Source organism: Yersinia sp. Marseille-Q5920, assembly GCF_946902935.1.
Taxonomy (GTDB): Bacteria; Pseudomonadota; Gammaproteobacteria; order Enterobacterales; family Enterobacteriaceae; genus Yersinia; species Yersinia rochesterensis.
Genome location: NZ_CAMPQA010000004.1, coordinates 268573 through 285256, shown reverse-complemented (window position 1 = coordinate 285256; position 16684 = coordinate 268573). Strand labels below are relative to the sequence as shown.

Here is a 16684-nt window from a genome sequence, read left to right as displayed (position 1 = left end):
ATCAACAGACTCATTTTTCATTTCCTTTAGCATCGGCCAACACTTTCAATAGAACGTCACGATCCAGCAGTGGAGAAAGCACGACTCCCTGCGGCTGTTGTGGCCCATAAATTTGATTGAACGGGATGGCAACACTGCCGCGTTCGCGTAAAAATGCGGTGATATCCGCAGAAGGACGAGTCCAGTCTCCGCGTAACGCCACCACGTCCGGCGCTTGCAAAGCTTGCTGCACATCATCGCGCATCAGCACGTGTATTTTGTTGACTTTGCAAGTCACACACCAATCTGCGGTGACATCAACAAACACGCTTTTATCTTCGGCAAGTGCCTTTTTAATGGCGGATTCGGTTAACGGCTGCCACGGAATATTGTCATGCAGCGGCTTGCGCCATAAATCAGCGGTTAGCGACCCAACCAGTAGCAATCCTCCGACAATCAGCACCGCGATTAAACTGACTATCGCGGCGATGCGGGTGCCGTAACGCCAGCCAATCGCCAGCAGCAGCGCCAACAAGACTATTCCGGCGATGATAATGACGGCTTGGAGGCCAATATGGCTGACCATCAAGCTCAGTAGCCATAAACTGGACACCAGCATCAGCACTCCCATGGCGATGCGCAAGTGGCTCATCCAACGGCCGGGGCGCGGTAAGCACAATGCCAGTTTGGGCCACGCGGCCACCGCCAACCACGGCAAGCTCATCCCGACACCGAGCGCAGTAAATATCCCCCATAGCGCGGGTAACGGGGCCGCCAGTGCAAAAGCCACTGCGGTGCCGAGGAAGGGAGCAGAGCACGGCGTTGCCAGTAAAGTCGCCAAAGCGCCTTGCCCAAAGTGGCCCACCATGCCGCGTACGCCCGCCTTCTCGACGCGCGGGGCGGCGATGCGGGAATTCAACGAGGAAGAGAGCTGAATCTCGAATAACCCGAACAGATTGGCGGTAAAAAGTGCGGTGACTAAAACCATAAAACCGATAAACCACGGATTTTGGAACTGAATCCCCCAGCCAAGCGCATGGTTGCCCAGACGCAAAGCAGTCATCAGCAAAGCCAGTAACCAAAATGAGGTGATTATTCCGGCAGATGAGGCCAAAAACTGCCACCGCACCTGACGGCGAGTTTGATGCTCGGTTTGCAGAATCGAACTGAGCTTCATTGCCAATACCGGCAGTACACATGGCATCAGGTTAAGGATTAATCCCCCCGCCAGCGCCATCAGAACCCAAGACCAAAATGAGGCGTTGGATTGCGGTAACGTCAGCGCTTGCCCGATAGTCACCGTGGCCTCTTGCGCCAGCCCGCCATCGGTTATCACCAAGGTCAATAGCTTGCCGCGCAAATCGCCGGTTCCCTCCCCCCAGCCGTCGGTGGCGGGCACCCGCACCGACAATTGATGGCCCTGCACAGTGACCACGGGCTTGCCGAGATCCACATCGTCAAGGGTATCGAAGAACAATTCCGGCTTCTGCCAACCCTCATCACGCTGAGTAAGGATTTGCACTTCTCCTTGACTAAAGCCCGCTTGAATTTGCTGAGTCAATGCATTGGCAATCGGCACTTGCCCCATCGCTTGGGCAAAATCATGTTCAAATTGCTGCTGATTTTCGGCACTGACGGCAGAGGATAAATCGAGGCTAAAGGAATAGTCCGTCAAAATGCAGACATTACTGCATGTCGATAGCGTCAGTATTCCGCTTAACCTGTCGGGAACCTTGCCGGAAATCACCATCGGCAGAGTGACCTGCTCATGATATCCCTGAGTAGAAATCCCAGAGACATCAAATCGTTGTGGTACCGGCCAGTACCATTTCACCGCGTTGAGAGGTGGCGACCAGGCAATAGTGGGTGCTATGCCCCCTTCCCCCGGCGAACGCCAATAGGTTTTCCAACCTTTTTCCAACTGGACGCTAAGTAACATGCGAGTTTCATTGCCAGCAGAAGGCTCGGCACGAATGCGAACCTTGGCATGGTCATTTTGTGCACTGACCAGCCAGCCGCTATCTGCCGCCCAAAGGGTTGGCATCCATAGCAGCAACAGACAGAACAAAGCTGTCTTGCTTAAATTGAGCATTGTTTTTCTCCAAAAATAGATTAATTACAACAACATAGAAAGTTGCTGTTCTATTCCCGGAAAATGCATAGTTGCAAATGCACTCTCAAACCACTGGGTGATATGACTCTGGGCGGAGGGAACCGCATACTGGCGGGTATGATGGGGATCAACAGCAGGAGCAATAAGCCCAGAGAGAAAATGGCTAACTCGAACAGAACCGGGGGGGATGCTAGCAAGGATTTGGCACTTAACTCACAAGAGGTTGGGCCGTCATTTGCATCGGTAACAACTTGTGATGATGACGTCAAAAGAAGACTTTTTTCCAGCGCGTGCAAGCTGGCGATGCGTTGCGTCATACAAACCAGTATGACCAGGCAAGCCAGAGAGAGAAACCATTTTGCGGCGCGTTGTCTTTTAAACATTATCTGTATTTAAACATTATCCATATTTGACCATTATCCATGCTTAACTATTATCAGCCACGAGCTGAATGAGTTACCCCTTGAATAGTTAAATCAATTCCATTTAAGGTTGAGCGCCCATCTTAGCCACATAATTAAGATTATCAATCTTTGAACCTAAACAATCAGTCAAAGTGACATTTAATTACAAAAGCATTTAGCCAAAAACATAATCTGGAGGTATGGGTCGCCCACATTTACAGGTATTATATCTGTAACCTGCATCAACCCGCGGGTCACTGATAAATCTTCCACACTGTCGCCCCACTGCGAAGGACGGGTTATATGCAACCTTTGAACGGCCCAAGTGTTCCTATTGCGAGTGGCAGCAATGTCGCGCCGACTAAATTACCCTCTCCGAGCCAAGTGGAAGATAGGGCACTCACCCCGGCACAGCGCACCACGCTGGAAAAACTGATTGTGCGGATCATCGCGCTCAGCCCAATAAAATCTGCTGAGATTTGGGCGGGCTTGCGCCACGATTTATCTCTTAGCAGCACCAGCGATTTACTGGCTCGCCACTTCCAACCGGCAGAGCAATTGCTGCAAACCCGCTTGTCGCAAGCTCAGGAAAACCATGCCAATCACCAACTACGCCAGCAACTTACCGAGTTACTCCCCCAAGGTAATAACCGCCAGGCTGTGAGTGATTTTATCCGTCAGCAATTTGGTCACACGGTATTGAGTCAGTTAAGTCATGCAGAGCTGCAACAGGTATTGGTATTGCTGCAATCCGGCACGCTGAATATTCCACAACCCCAGTTAACAACCATAACTGGCAGACCATTGTTACCTGCGGAACATCAACATATTCAATCGTTGGTGGCGAAACTCAGTGCGGCAACGGGCGAGCAACCCGCTAAAATTTGGCAAGCACTGTTTGATATGGTGGGAGTGAAAAGTCATGACCCGCTGCCTGTTCGTCATTTTCAGATACTCAGCCAGTTTTTACAGGCCAAAGTGGCCCTCAGCCAGCAAACGGCCCCGACATTAATTAATCTGCAAACTGCACTCAAACAGCCCGCCGATGCGCAGGAACAGCAACTATTGATTGATTATAGTCTGAATCGCTTCCAGGCCAGCCCAACCACACCGCTGACACAGGCGCAGTTAAACGACATTATTAATGTCCTGTTTGCCGCCCGATTAGACCGCGCGAATGCAGCGCAGCGCTTGGCTGAAGATCAAAAAACCCTTCAACCGTTGATTAACCCGCTGATTGCCGCACTGCCGCAGTCATTACAACCTTTGTTGCAAAAGCCATCACTGGCTTTTGTCGCGCTCATTATTGTCATGGCCATTTTATTGGCTATTTTTCTTTAAGCACGTTGAGTCACGACTTATTGGCTTAGGTTGTTTATCCCTGAGCCAATAAAGTGACCACCATCCTCTCAGAGCACTAATAATAGCCAGCCGACCAACCCACTCCAGAATAAGAATGGCAGCGAATAAGCATGGAACTTTAGCCAAATAGCCGGTTCACCCGCCATTCTAAGTGCAATCAAGTTGGCCATAGAACCTAAAGCGAAGCCAAAGCCACCAATATTAACCGCGTAGGCCACCAGCGCACTGGAGGGCAGGTAATTAAGTAATAAAATGGTCGCGGGAACATTACTGATAACTTGGGATAAACCGATGCCTAATATATAAGCTGCATCCGCAGATAATGTTTTGATTTCACCGAAGAGTGATTGTAAGCCGGGTAATTCAGTCAGCAGGCGCACATCAATAAACATCGCCATAAAGACCAGGATCAAGCTCCAGTCGATGGCCAGTAAAACGCGCCGTGCCAATAATAATAACCCTGCAAAAACAACCAATAGCCCGTAACCTGCCCAACCAAAATCCACACAGATAATAAAAATCACATATAGCGCCAAACAACTCAATAACAGACGAGATTGGTAAGGGTAAACCGGGCTGGAAGCTTGTTTGTTAATTTTTCGCGCAGGGAAACGCCACCAAGTTACTGCCAGCAACGTTGACAAAATAATTGCTGCCAGCGGGGCCATCTGAAGTGTAAAGCCAATAAACGACAGCTCGGAACGGCTCCATAACAGAATATTTTGTGGGTTTCCAATCGGAGTTAACAACGAACCCGCATTCACAGCCAATGCAGAAAAAATAATCAGGCGGGAAACCGGTAAAGAAGATATCTTTTTTAGCGTTAAAATCAGTGGGACAATGATAAACAGTGCCACATCATTTGTCAGAAATGAGGACAACACAGCCGCTGATAAGACTAAAAACAGCGCCAGATGCCGCTCCGTCTGTAATGTATTAATAATCTTCCGACCGATAAAATCGAAGTAACCACTGACTTCGACCCCTTTCGTCAGCAGCATTAATCCCAATAAAGTGACAATAGTTGTCCAGTCGATAAACTGTGGAAAAGCCGAAATTTTTGTTGGCATCAATGCAGTCAGGCCGATACCTAAAATCAATAGAATATGCAGCAGGCGGTCTTTCAAAAAAGGCCTAAAAACAGTTTTTACTGCATAATGAGCGGTCGTGAATAGTGTCATCAGAAAATCTACAAATAGCAGGGGCTGACAAAGAAGGCCACGTTAGCGCAGCCTGCCATTTAATGCCAGCCCCTATTTCCTACTGCTGACCAAACTTATCAGCGGTGGACTCAAGCTAGATTTGGGTATTTTGTTTTATCGCTTTTCTAAAGTCATCCATTGAACAGAATCCTTTAGCATCAATCGGGCAACCTTCAATTTCCAATGTGACTCGTTTGGGCGGAGCTTGAAGTGACAACGGTGTTTTATTACGGATTTGTTCGGTCGACAAATATATATACTCAATCTTCATCAATTCTTTGTTTTGTTTAATGTCTTTCCAGCGTTCAAATACCACCTTGCCGCTGATGGGGGTTTTCTCATACTGATCTGGCAGTTGATATTCTTTGGTCTTGAGCGCGGCCAATAATGACGCAATATTGGAGTCATGCCCAACCAATACCGCCAGTTTGGCTTTTTGTGCCGCTAATTCATTCGGCGTTTTCTCACCAATGGGATCAAGGGCTGAACTGATAAAACCAACCAACTTCTCGGCAGCATTATCTGCTATAGCGGGTGAGCCGAATAAAGTTTCATGGTAGAGGTTTTTAATATCGATTAATTTGCGCCACTCTTCAGAAGACTGAATGCGCCCCCAAGCGACATCTTTGGCCGGGAAACCCTCATAATATTGCAGCATGAAAGCATCCGATGCCCCGGTACCCAATCGCAGTGGGCCGGTAATGCCCGGTTCTTTATTTTGCACTAATACAATATCTGTCGGCTGTGTGCTCCAATCACATTTTTTATCTACTAAGCACGCAGGTGAGTTTTTATAATCCAAAACTTGGGACAACAAATCATAGTTAGGTTGTAAGCGCTTATTTAAGCCCTCAACTCCGCCTGGCCCGGCATGTTGATTAATAGAAGCCAGCGCTTTTTGTTTAAACTCTGGGGTAATGTCCAAAGTAATAATTGGATTAAATACCGGGTCCATTTTACCGATTTCTTTTTGGTGAGTAACAGGAACATTACAACCGGGGAAAGCACCAAATAAGAAATGTTGCGCAGTGCCAATCGTTCTTGGCAAACTGTTGGCGTAGGTAAATACCGTGGTGGGTGCTGGGCATCCGCTTGATTTTAATAACTTGGTATCTGCCAGCCACTCGCGGAAATACCCGCCCATCATCGCCTCAAGTTCTGCGCCTTTTGGCGTCAGGTAGCCGCCGGGTGTTGTCCATTGCGGCCATTTATCCGGTGTTGCACTGGAAAGCATATCACCATAATTCACTAGAGGTGCGCGTATACCATGACGGCTCATGACCAAAATCTGTTCAAGCTTATAATTATCGCTTTTATCTTGAGCCATAATAGGGGTTGAAGCAGGTAGGAGTATTGCCAATAAGGTCAAGGTATACGCAGTCTTTACTTTTATCATCTCAAGCTCCGTCATCCAGTTGATGTATATCCCCTTTTCGCTTGGCATTGCGGGGGGAATTGCAAAACCAAGCGAAAAGGGGATATAAGAATCTGTAGACTTTCAATTGCTACAGATTTGTTACAACAGACATGATAGACACAGAGGAGGGGTAAAAGCGGAGCCTCATCACAGTTCCACTCATTTTTTATCCCTGCTTAGCGCTGAGATTGACACAGCGCTGTTTTAAACAGAAATCATTTCCTGGCGGGCATATCTGGAATAATTAAATCCCCACGTAATGCATAGGAACCCAGCACACTTTTGGTTTTCTCATTAAGCCATGCCACTATTTTCGCCGCCATTGCGTCCATAGAATATTCAATTGCAGGAATGGTTGGAACCCCCGGATAATGTAACGACCCGGCCAAGCTAAATACCATGATGTCATCAGGAACGGATTTATTAAACGCCTGAAGCTGTGGAATAACACTTTGTGCTTCTCGCTCATCAGCAACCAACAAAGCATTAAAATTGAGTGTCGCACTGCTATTAAGCAGCACTTGCAACGCAACCGATGAAGAGGACGAATCCATAAAAATCAGGTCACGATTGAAAGGCAAAAAGTTATTTTCCAGTGCTCGTTTATAACCTAATAACACCTCATCTACATACCCGCAGGTATCAGGATTTATTAAGGCAATTTTTCTTCTGCCCTGTTTTATTAAATAATTACAGGCGGTTTCTGCGGCAAAAGCATGATCGAAATGGATACTATTAGTAGCATCGACATCCATACAATCGACCAGAATAATACTTTCATCCGCGAGATTAAGTGGGAAACGGGCACCAATGATCAACACGTCATCACACAAACCGCAGGTCAACTCATCCAGTGCTTGCATAACTTCAGCTTTGTTATTGGCAAAACGCAGCAGCAAATGCTTTTGATGTTGGCTCAGATGTTTTTCAAGCGCATACAGATAACCAGTTGTTTGGTTTATGTTTTCCTGCGCGCAGATAACACCAATACAGCCTGTTGACTGACTTAATAATGATTGCGCGATAACATTTGGTCGATAATTGAGTTCATCGACCGCTTTTAATACGGCCAGGCGGCTAGCTTCCTTAACGCCACGTGAACCACTCAACACTCGTGACACTGTGGCTTTAGAAACCCCAGCCAAACGTGATACATCGTTGATTGTAGACATGATTCTCTCCTCGGCAGGCTTTAGTCCTTGCCTGTCATTCCTAAATACAGCTCCGGCCCAACAATTGCAGTTTCCTGAGTATAATCGTTTCCATTTGCCATGGAAACCGAATTTCCATCACTATCCAAAATAGTTATCAAAACCTAAAACCTGTGATGTTCATCAAATAAATAATTCCTTTATATACTGGACTTTGATGGCTATCACAGTTCTATTCTCTTTGGATGGAAAACGGTTTCCGTATGATATCCAATCATTGCCGAAACAACCGCATTACCCAATTGGAAAACGGTTTCCGCATTGTGTCAGAAACGTTTTCCACACTGTTTTTTATATTTTGAGGATGGTTGTAGATGTTCAAGATTATGTTGTGTTGTTCCGCCGGTATGTCCACCAGCATGCTGGTGAGGAAGATGCGGACAGTTGCCGAGGAGAGAGGAATAGCTGTCGATATTGATGCTTTTGGCGTATCTGAATTTGATACTCAGTTTCCACGCTATCAGGTCGTTCTGCTCGGGCCGCAAGTGAAATACATGTTAGGTATGCTCTCAGAAAAGGCTGCTGTTCACGGTATTCCCGTCCAGTCCATCGATATGATGGATTACGGAATGCAGCGTGGCGATAAAGTCCTGGACTATGCACTGTCGCTCATTAACGCGACCCACTAAGAAGGTGTTCAAATGAGTTCTCTCTATCAATCGATGGTTGCTGTTATTGAACAATCTATTACTCCGTTAGCCGGACGTCTCGGACAGCAAAAATATGTTATTGCTATCCGTGATGGCTTTACCGCAGCACTGCCTTTCATGATCATCGGCTCATTTATGCTGGTGTTTATTTTCCCTCCATTTTCGGCTGATACCACCATAGGATTCGCCCGGTCGTGGCTGGATTTTTCTCAGACCTATCGTGAACAGCTCATGCTGCCATTCAATCTGAGCATGGGGGTCATGACATTTTTCATTTCTGTGGGGGTAGGTGCAAGTCTGGGGCGACAGTTTAATCTCGACCCGGTAATGACTGGCTTGCTGGCATTTATGGCATTTTTGCTTGTTGCAGCCCCCTTTGCCGACGGCAAAATCTCGACTCAGTATCTTTCTGGTCAAGGGATCTTCACGGCATTGATTACGGCTATTTATTCCACCCGTGTTTATGCCGCATTGAAGCAACACAATATTACTATTCGCTTACCGAAAGAGGTGCCAACAGGTGTCGCGCGCTCTTTTGAAATATTGATCCCGGTATTGGTTATTATTGCCACACTGCACCCACTCAATTTATTCATTGAATCGCAGACCGGTATGATCATTCCAGAAGCTATCATGCATTTACTGGCTCCATTGGTTTCTGCATCAGACTCTTTACCGGCGATGTTACTGTCAGTCTTGTTGTGCCAAATTTTCTGGTTCTCCGGCATTCACGGCTCACTGATTGTCACGGGCATCATGAGTCCATTCTGGATGACCAATCTGGCGGCAAACCAGGCCGCACTGGCCGTCGGCGCAACCTTACCGCACATCTATCTGCAAGGTTTTTGGGATCACTATTTACTGATTGGTGGCGTCGGCTCCACATTACCACTGGCTTTCTTACTGTTGCGTAGCAAAGTCACTCATTTACGCACCATTGGTAAGTTAGGTGTGGTACCAAGCTTCTTCAATATTAATGAACCTATCTTGTTCGGTGCTCCAATTATTATGAACCCGATAATGTTCATACCTTTTATCTGCGTACCAATGATCAATGCCATTCTGGCTTATTCCGCAACCAAACTGGGATGGTTGGCTCAAGTGGTCTCTCTGACTCCGTGGACAACTCCGGCGCCGATTGGTGCATCCTGGGCGGCGAACTGGGCCTTTAGTCCTGTAGTGATGTGCTTGATATGTATGATGGTTTCCGCCCTGATCTATCTGCCATTCCTGCGTGCTTATGAACGTTCATTGCTGAAAACCGAAGTGGAGAAATCTCTGAACAACGCCCCATCACTGTCAGATACCGTCCGTAGCAACTGATAACCATGCATAAAGAGACCAGATTAATGAAATACCAATTTCCGGATAACTTCTGGTGGGGCAGTGCCAGCTCAGCACTGCAAACTGAAGGAGAAAGTCTTCACGCTGGCAAAAGCCCAACAACTTGGGATGCCTGGTACGCTAGCCAACCGTCGCGCTTTCACCAGCAGATTGGCCCGAATGATACCTCAACATTCTATCGCAACTGGCGGCAAGACATTGCGTTGCTTAAGCAATTGAATCACAACAGCTTTCGGACATCATTAAGTTGGGCGCGCCTGATTCCAAATGGCGTTGGTGAAGTCAATCCCGAAGCTGTCGCCTTTTATAACAATGTGATAGACGAACTTCTGGCCCAAGATATTACGCCCTTTATTACTCTGTTCCACTTTGACATGCCGATGGCGATGCAAGAGATAGGCGGCTGGGAAAACCGTGAAGTGATTGATGCCTGGAAGCACTATGCTGAAGTGTGTTTTGAGCTGTTCGGCGACCGGGTTAAGCATTGGTTTACTTTCAATGAGCCGATTGTTCCTGTTGAAGGTGGCTATCTGTATGACTTCCACTATCCCAATGTGGTGGATTTTAGACGAGCAGCGACGGTGGCATATCACACGGTGTTGGCACATGCGACGGCGGTTAAAGTTTATCGCACTGGTCAGTATGAGGGGGAAATCGGTATCGTGCTGAACCTAACACCTTCATACCCACGATCGCAAAACCCTGCTGACCTGAAAGCGGCCGAATATGCAGACCTATTGTTTAACCGCAGTTTTCTTGACCCGGCATTACGCGGTGAATATCCACAGGAACTGATTGATTTACTGTGTGATTACGACCAGATGCCGGTACGGCTGCAAGGAGATAAAGCCCTCATTGCTGAAGGCAGAATCGATCTACTGGGCATTAATTACTATCAGCCACGGCGTGTAAAATGCCGTGACAGTGCAGTAAATCCACAAGCTCCTTTTATGCCGGAATGGCTGTTTGATGCCTATGAAATGCCTGGCCGTAAAATGAATCCTTATCGGGGATGGGAAATTTATGAGCCTGGAATTTACGATATCTTGACCAATTTACGACTTAATTACGGTAACCCTCGCTGCTTTATTTCCGAAAATGGCATGGGTGTTGAAAATGAAGAGCGTTTTTTACAAGATGGAAAAATAAACGATCAATATCGAATAGATTTCGTATCCGACCACCTTAAATGGCTGCATAAAGGAATAAGTGAAGGCTGTAATTGTCTTGGTTACCACATGTGGACATTTATTGATAACTGGTCTTGGTGCAATGGTTATAAAAATCGTTATGGCTTTATTCAATTAGATTTATCTAGCCAAAAACGTACTGTCAAAAAAAGCGGGGAATGGTTTGCCACTACCGCGGTTAATAATGGTTTTGATTAAAGTAGGAATAAATAATGGTCGAATTAGAAGAAGCAGTAATGGAAATTATTGTTAATGCCGGGCAATCACGTAGCTTGTGCTTTGAAGCACTACAAGCCGCGCGAAAAGGCGACATTGATAAAGCCAAAAGTTTGCTACAAGAAGCTGATGGCTTTGCCCGCCAGGCACACCATATGCAAACCAAGCTGATTGAACAGGATGCGGGAGAGGCCAGACAACCAATGACGCTTATTATGGTTCATGCTCAGGACCATTTAATGACCTCATTGCTGGCCCGAGAGTTATCAGAAGAAATCATTCATCTTTATCAGCGTTAATTTTTTAAATATAAACATTATTATATTATCCATCTTAAACGGAGAGATTATTACGCCTAAAATTTAAATAACCCTTATTATAATGACATTATTAAAAACAACCTTACCTTGGTGATAGCACTATTATCCTGTCAAATTCAGGCGGGATAGTATCGTCTAATATAATAAATTATTAAATGAGACAGTGATGAAAATATATAAACAACTTCCTTTAGCAATAGCGGTTATCGCCGCGCTTTGCCCTATTTCTGTACTGGCACAAGAAACAGTGACAACCATTACAACCGAACAACTTAATAAAATAGTTGCCGATGCGGTAGAAAAAGCACTAGCGGAACGTAAGGAAAAAATAGAAGCCGCTACTATTCAAAAACCCAGTGTAGATGTGGTTGAGAAATCATCTACCCCACCAACTCCAGATATGGCCATCCCCTATGGTCTAAAATTTAATGCATATGCGCGTTATGGCGCACACTTCCAGGCGGGTGACCAAAAATACGTGGGTGTTGATGGTTCTTATAATGGTTCCTCAGCTATTGGCCGCTTGGGAAATGAGGGCAACGGCGGGGAGTTCCAGCTTTCTAAAGCCTTCAAAGGCGATAATGGCGCTATTTGGGATGTGGTGGTCATGCTCGACCACTGGGGTGACGAAGTTAACCTGAAAAAAGCTTATGCCGGGGTGACTAACTTATTTGAATCTCAACCCAATGCCTATTTATGGGCCGGTCGCGATTTCCATCAGCGCCCACAACAAGGTATTAACGACTATTTCTGGATGACCCATGATGGACAAGGCACTGGGATAAAAAACTTGGATCTCGGTGGTGTTCAACTTGATGCCGCCGCTGTCGGCTCGGTGCAATCCTGTAATCCAGAAGTTGTCGCAAACCCATCAAATCCATCACGCATCACCTGTACCGGAGGGTCGGGAACCGGTGATAACGGCCATTATGCTCTGACATCCAAAATACATGGCGTGCAGTTGGGGCCGATCGACTTTGAGCTATTTACCAACTATGGTTTTGATTCTAAAGCTATTGAGAGTGAAGAGAAGCTGAAAGCCTGGCAAACTGCGGTGGTACTCAGTCATAAGGGCGACAATATTGAGAACAAGTGGGTTACCCGCTATTCCGATAATTCAGATAACAGTGTTTATAACAAAACTGACGATCTTCGCACTGTTTATACCAGCCTTGAGGGCACCTATAAGTTCACACAGCAAACCTCTGTAACTTACCTCGCAGCATTCCATGATTACGACAGAAGTCACCATAATGAGGACAATCGCCGCAACTATGGTGTCATTATTCGCCCAATGCATTTCTGGAACGATATCCATTCAACCTGGCTTGAAGCGGGTTATCAGCGCGTAGATTATGATACCGGCGGTGATAACAAAGGCTGGAAGCTGACACTTTCTCAGAATGTCTCTATAGCGATGGGTGCAGACTTCAGACCAATGCTGCGCTTCTATGTCACCGGGGGTGAAGTCGATAACAAGCATACTGCGACCACCACTGACACCGAAGATACACGCCTTGACTCTTTCAACATCGGGGCAATGTGGGAAGCCTGGTTCTAGTCCATATTCAGGATAGCCGCTCCGGTGGTTATCCTGAATTATATATACCCTAAATAATTCGAGTTGCAGGAAGGCGGCAAGAGAGAGAATCCCGATGAGCTTACTCTAGTAAGTGATTCGGGTGATTGAACATAGTCAACGCACATGCAGCTTGAAGTATGACAGGTATAGCGTTAATAAAAATCCCATCTGACCATCATTACCTCATATTGTCTTACAGCATATCTGGCTGTTATCTTGGTGTTTATATGACGTCATACTTTCGCCTGCCACCGACAAAAGATAGGAATAATAATGATGAAAATTTTGGGACTTATTGGCGGTATGAGTTGGGAATCGACTATTCCCTATTACCGGCTAATCAACCAGCAAGTTAAAGAACAATTAGGCGGATTGCACAGCGCCAAGATTATTCTCTACAGTGTTGATTTTCATGATATTGAGCAGTTGCAGGCCAAGGGGGATTGGCAAACTGCGGGCCAGGTGCTGTCTGATGCTGCGGTTTCATTAAAACGTGCTGGGGCAGATGTTATTGTTGTGTGTACCAATACCATGCACAAAGTGGCAGATGAAATTGAAGCCGTCAGTGGATTACCTTTATTACATATTACCGACGCCACTGCCGCACAAATCAAACAGCAAGGGATCAGTAAAATCGGTTTACTCGGCACCCGTTATACTATGGAGCAAGATTTCTATCGTGGTCGTTTAACCCAAAAGCACAATATTGAGGTCATTACGCCGGATAGTGAAGACCGCGAAATTATTAACCGTATTATTTATGAAGAACTTTGTCTGGGTATTATCAATGAAACATCGCGTCAGGAATATCGCCGTATCATCGGCCATTTAGAAGCACTAGGTGCGCAAGGGATTATCTTTGGTTGCACTGAGATTACCCTGTTGGTTAATGCGCAAGATGCCAGTGTGCCCGTGTTTGATACCACGGCAATACACGCCAAAGCAGCGGCACATTATGCGCTCCAGCTCTAGCAATACCTGCAGATATTAATATCGCGGGCCAAGGACATCAGCCACTGATCCTATTCTTGCCCGCAGCTTTTGAGTTATAGAGCATTTTATCCGCCCGAATTAATAACTGTTCCTGCGATTCTTTTTGTTCCAACTCAACCACGCCTAAACTCATTGTGATATGAATATCGCCATCTACGGGCATTATCTCAATCAGATGCCTAATTTTCTCCGCGATGCATTTAGCCTCATTTAATTGGGTATTAGGTAAAACAATCATAAATTCATCACCTCCCCAACGACCTAACAGGTCAACTTCCCTAATATTGTTGCTAATAACATCAACAATATGTGTCAATGTTAAATCTCCAACCGAATGGCCATATTTGTCATTAATTGGTTTAAAATTATCTAAATCCAGCGAAAGTAATGATAGCGGCTGGCAAAAACGCTTAGCACGGTTATATTCATGCTTCAGTACTTTTTCCAGCAAATAACGATTCGCAGTGGACGTTAATACATCCGTTTCCGAAAGTATCTTTTCGATATCTAATTGCTGCTGAAGCTGAAAATTACTTTCACGTAACTCGGCGGTTCGTTCTTCGACTAAGGCTTCCAATGATTTGTTTTTTAGTTCCAATTTTTCAAGACGATGTTTTCTATCATGAATATTACGGTGCGCACCAATCATTCTTGATACTGTACCGTCAATATTACGTTCAATCACCTTACCGCGATCCTCAATCCAGATATAGTCACCGTCATGGGTTAGGCAACGATATTCTATCTGATATTTTTCGGCCTGCTGATTAATATAGGCATCAAACTGAAACATAACCCTTTCAAAATCTTCTGGGTGAATAATTTTTTCCCAAGTATGTACTGTATTTTCAAAAGCATGGGCAGGATACCCCAGCATTTCATACCAACCGGTATTCCGGTAAACGAATCCATTGTTTGCATTCCAATCCCAGATACCATCACTTATCACTTCGAGAATTTCATGGACAACGCGCTCGTTTAAATCGGCAATCTTAAGCTTATGATCACTTTGATTATAGTTCATTAAACTACCCTGCTGTGTGGATAAATCAAAAGACACAAATAAATTTGTTTAATTATTGTTCTAATATTGTGAATTAACGTTTTTGAGCAAGCAAGGATTTTTTAACTCTAAATTTGACTTTAAAAGAATATAAACTTATTAAGAACCAGTAAGATTTATCTTAATACCTTATTATTCAATCACCTACTTTCTGTAATGTTTTATGTATGGGATATTAGTATAAGATATTTTTATGAATAGCGAGTGAACAACCTACTTTCTTTTGTACGAAAAAGATAAAATTAACAAAAAATAGGTTTATCTGATAATGAAGGTATTTTCTAGAGGTACTTTTATTTTATAGCAAATAAAAAAGCCTGCGATCTCTCGCAGGCCTAATTATAAAGAATAAACTAGCAGAAATATCTGCGTTTAGTCTTATTTCTGGTATTTACGCATAACCAATGTGGCGTTAGTTCCGCCGAAACCGAAGCTGTTAGACATCACAGTGGTCAATCCGCGTTGAGTTGGCTCAGTGATGATATTCATCCCTACGGCTTTCTCATCCAGATTTTCAATATTAATACTTGGTGCAATAAAGCCGTGTTCAACCATTAACAGGCTGAAGATTGCTTCATGTACACCGGCCGCACCCAGAGAGTGACCGGTCATCGCTTTGGTTGAGGAGATAGCCGGGGTGTTATCACCAAAGACTTCACGGATCGCGCCCAGCTCTTTCACATCACCTACCGGTGTAGAAGTGCCGTGTACGTTCATGTAATCAATTGGTGTATCAACACCTTCCATTGCCATCTTCATACAACGCACAGCGCCTTCACCTGATGGTGCAACCATATCTGCGCCATCTGAAGTTGCACCGTAGCCAACAATCTCAGCATAGATATGTGCGCCACGGGCCAGAGCATGCTCCAACTCTTCAACGACAACCATGCCACCGCCACCTGCAATAACAAAACCATCGCGGTCTTGATCATAAGTACGGGAAGCTTTGGCCGGAGTTTCATTGTATTTGGTAGACAATGCACCCATTGCGTCGAACTCGCAGGACATCTCCCAGCACAGTTCTTCACCGCCACCGGCAAACACCACATCCTGTTTGCCCAACTGGATCAATTCCAGCGCATGGCCAATACAGTGAGCGGAGGTCGCACAAGCGGAACTGATAGAGTAATTTACGCCTTTGATTTTAAAAGGTGTTGCCAGACACGCGGACACGCCGGATGCCATAGCTTTCGTCACCATATAAGGGCCTACGCCACGCAGACCTTTTGCGCGCATGCCATCAGAACCAGCAACCTGGTTGCGAGGTGAACCGCCACCTGAGCCGACCACTAGCCCACTACGGAAATTAGAAACTTGTTCTTCCGTCAGCCCAGAATCTTCAATGGCCTGTTTCATAGACAGATAAGCATAAACAGAGGCGTCGCTCATAAAGCGCAGCACTTTACGGTCGATATTTTCTGTAATAGTCTCAGGTGCGAGCTTTACATCGCCCCATACATGGCTGCGCATACCTGCGTCTTTAAATTCCTGAGAGAAAGTAATGCCAGAGCGGCCTTCCTGTAAAGATGCCAGAACTTCCTGCTGGTTATTACCAATGCTGGATACAATACCCAAGCCAGTAATGACTGCACGCTTCATTCAATACCTCTTCCACTTATTTTACATTCGGGATTT

14 protein-coding genes are annotated in these 16684 nt (G+C 45.6%); 7 read left to right on the top strand and 7 right to left on the bottom strand.

Features of this window, described 5'->3' with window-relative positions; all coding sequences use genetic code 11:
- Positions 1 to 10: 10 nt before the first annotated feature.
- Positions 11 to 2071, bottom strand: a complete 2061-nt coding sequence (locus OVO64_RS08120; protein WP_145509504.1) for a protein-disulfide reductase DsbD family protein — start codon at positions 2069 to 2071, stop codon at positions 11 to 13.
- 50 nt (positions 2072 to 2121) lie between these two features.
- A complete protein-coding gene (locus OVO64_RS08115; RefSeq protein WP_145509503.1) occupies positions 2122 to 2475 on the bottom strand; it encodes a copper resistance protein in 354 nt (117 codons plus the stop codon).
- Positions 2476 to 2799: 324 nt separating this feature from the next.
- Here OVO64_RS08115 and flk point away from each other — a divergent pair, with 324 nt between their 5' ends.
- On the top strand, positions 2800 to 3837 hold the full coding sequence (gene flk, locus OVO64_RS08110) for a flagella biosynthesis regulator Flk (protein ID WP_038631740.1): 1038 nt from the start codon (positions 2800 to 2802) through the stop codon (positions 3835 to 3837).
- Positions 3838 to 3905: 68 nt separating this feature from the next.
- Here flk and OVO64_RS08105 read toward each other — a convergent pair whose 3' ends face one another.
- The 3 genes from OVO64_RS08105 to OVO64_RS08095 all read right to left on the bottom strand — a co-directional run bounded on the left by OVO64_RS08105 (position 3906) and on the right by OVO64_RS08095 (position 7649).
- A complete protein-coding gene (locus OVO64_RS08105) occupies positions 3906 to 5039 on the bottom strand; it encodes an SLC13 family permease (RefSeq protein WP_038631738.1) in 1134 nt (377 codons plus the stop codon).
- 115 nt (positions 5040 to 5154) lie between these two features.
- A complete protein-coding gene (gene agp / locus OVO64_RS08100; protein WP_038631735.1) occupies positions 5155 to 6456 on the bottom strand; it encodes a bifunctional glucose-1-phosphatase/inositol phosphatase in 1302 nt (433 codons plus the stop codon).
- A gap of 236 nt (positions 6457 to 6692) precedes the next feature.
- On the bottom strand, positions 6693 to 7649 hold the full coding sequence (locus tag OVO64_RS08095; RefSeq protein ID WP_038631732.1) for a LacI family DNA-binding transcriptional regulator: 957 nt from the start codon (positions 7647 to 7649) through the stop codon (positions 6693 to 6695).
- Positions 7650 to 8002: 353 nt separating this feature from the next.
- On the opposite strand from OVO64_RS08095, the gene OVO64_RS08090 reads away from it, so the two are divergent.
- The 6 genes from OVO64_RS08090 (at position 8003) to OVO64_RS08065 (ending at position 13962) form a co-directional block, all read left to right on the top strand.
- Positions 8003 to 8317 carry a PTS sugar transporter subunit IIB gene (locus OVO64_RS08090; RefSeq protein ID WP_038631729.1) on the top strand — a complete coding sequence of 105 codons (315 nt, stop codon included), beginning with the start codon at positions 8003 to 8005 and terminating at the stop codon, positions 8315 to 8317.
- 12 nt (positions 8318 to 8329) lie between these two features.
- Complete coding sequence (locus OVO64_RS08085) at positions 8330 to 9661, top strand: PTS sugar transporter subunit IIC (protein ID WP_038631727.1); 1332 nt, start codon at positions 8330 to 8332, stop codon at positions 9659 to 9661.
- Positions 9662 to 9687: 26 nt separating this feature from the next.
- On the top strand, positions 9688 to 11070 hold the full coding sequence (locus OVO64_RS08080; protein ID WP_038631725.1) for a glycoside hydrolase family 1 protein: 1383 nt from the start codon (positions 9688 to 9690) through the stop codon (positions 11068 to 11070).
- Between the two features lie 14 nt (positions 11071 to 11084).
- Entirely contained in the window at positions 11085 to 11387 is a 303-nt protein-coding gene (locus OVO64_RS08075) for a PTS lactose/cellobiose transporter subunit IIA (protein WP_004391580.1), read from the top strand.
- A gap of 187 nt (positions 11388 to 11574) precedes the next feature.
- Positions 11575 to 12969 carry a carbohydrate porin gene (locus OVO64_RS08070; protein WP_038631722.1) on the top strand — a complete coding sequence of 465 codons (1395 nt, stop codon included), beginning with the start codon at positions 11575 to 11577 and terminating at the stop codon, positions 12967 to 12969.
- Between the two features lie 297 nt (positions 12970 to 13266).
- A complete protein-coding gene (locus OVO64_RS08065; RefSeq protein ID WP_162928781.1) occupies positions 13267 to 13962 on the top strand; it encodes an aspartate/glutamate racemase family protein in 696 nt (231 codons plus the stop codon).
- 37 nt (positions 13963 to 13999) lie between these two features.
- On the opposite strand, the gene OVO64_RS08060 is transcribed toward OVO64_RS08065, so the two are convergent.
- Both OVO64_RS08060 and fabB read right to left on the bottom strand, forming a co-directional pair.
- Positions 14000 to 15007, bottom strand: a complete 1008-nt coding sequence (locus OVO64_RS08060) for a sensor domain-containing diguanylate cyclase (RefSeq protein ID WP_145509501.1) — start codon at positions 15005 to 15007, stop codon at positions 14000 to 14002.
- Between the two features lie 417 nt (positions 15008 to 15424).
- Entirely contained in the window at positions 15425 to 16648 is a 1224-nt protein-coding gene (gene fabB, locus OVO64_RS08055; RefSeq protein WP_050112952.1) for a beta-ketoacyl-ACP synthase I, read from the bottom strand.
- Positions 16649 to 16684 lie beyond the last annotated feature (36 nt).

Excerpts from the sequence above, each read along its gene's own strand:
- OVO64_RS08120 (WP_145509504.1), bottom strand. The coding sequence starts at position 2,071 with ATGCTCAATTTAAGCAAGACAGCTTTGTTCTGTCTGTTGCTGCTATGG.
- OVO64_RS08115 (WP_145509503.1), bottom strand. The coding sequence starts at position 2,475 with ATGTTTAAAAGACAACGCGCCGCAAAATGGTTTCTCTCTCTGGCTTGC.
- flk (WP_038631740.1), top strand. The coding sequence starts at position 2,800 with ATGCAACCTTTGAACGGCCCAAGTGTTCCTATTGCGAGTGGCAGCAAT.
- OVO64_RS08105 (WP_038631738.1), bottom strand. The coding sequence starts at position 5,039 with ATGACACTATTCACGACCGCTCATTATGCAGTAAAAACTGTTTTTAGG.
- agp (WP_038631735.1), bottom strand. The coding sequence starts at position 6,456 with ATGATAAAAGTAAAGACTGCGTATACCTTGACCTTATTGGCAATACTC.
- OVO64_RS08095 (WP_038631732.1), bottom strand. The coding sequence starts at position 7,649 with ATGTCTACAATCAACGATGTATCACGTTTGGCTGGGGTTTCTAAAGCC.
- OVO64_RS08090 (WP_038631729.1), top strand. The coding sequence starts at position 8,003 with ATGTTCAAGATTATGTTGTGTTGTTCCGCCGGTATGTCCACCAGCATG.
- OVO64_RS08085 (WP_038631727.1), top strand. The coding sequence starts at position 8,330 with ATGAGTTCTCTCTATCAATCGATGGTTGCTGTTATTGAACAATCTATT.
- OVO64_RS08080 (WP_038631725.1), top strand. The coding sequence starts at position 9,688 with ATGAAATACCAATTTCCGGATAACTTCTGGTGGGGCAGTGCCAGCTCA.
- OVO64_RS08075 (WP_004391580.1), top strand. The coding sequence starts at position 11,085 with ATGGTCGAATTAGAAGAAGCAGTAATGGAAATTATTGTTAATGCCGGG.
- OVO64_RS08070 (WP_038631722.1), top strand. The coding sequence starts at position 11,575 with ATGAAAATATATAAACAACTTCCTTTAGCAATAGCGGTTATCGCCGCG.
- OVO64_RS08065 (WP_162928781.1), top strand. The coding sequence starts at position 13,267 with ATGAAAATTTTGGGACTTATTGGCGGTATGAGTTGGGAATCGACTATT.
- OVO64_RS08060 (WP_145509501.1), bottom strand. The coding sequence starts at position 15,007 with ATGAACTATAATCAAAGTGATCATAAGCTTAAGATTGCCGATTTAAAC.
- fabB (WP_050112952.1), bottom strand. The coding sequence starts at position 16,648 with ATGAAGCGTGCAGTCATTACTGGCTTGGGTATTGTATCCAGCATTGGT.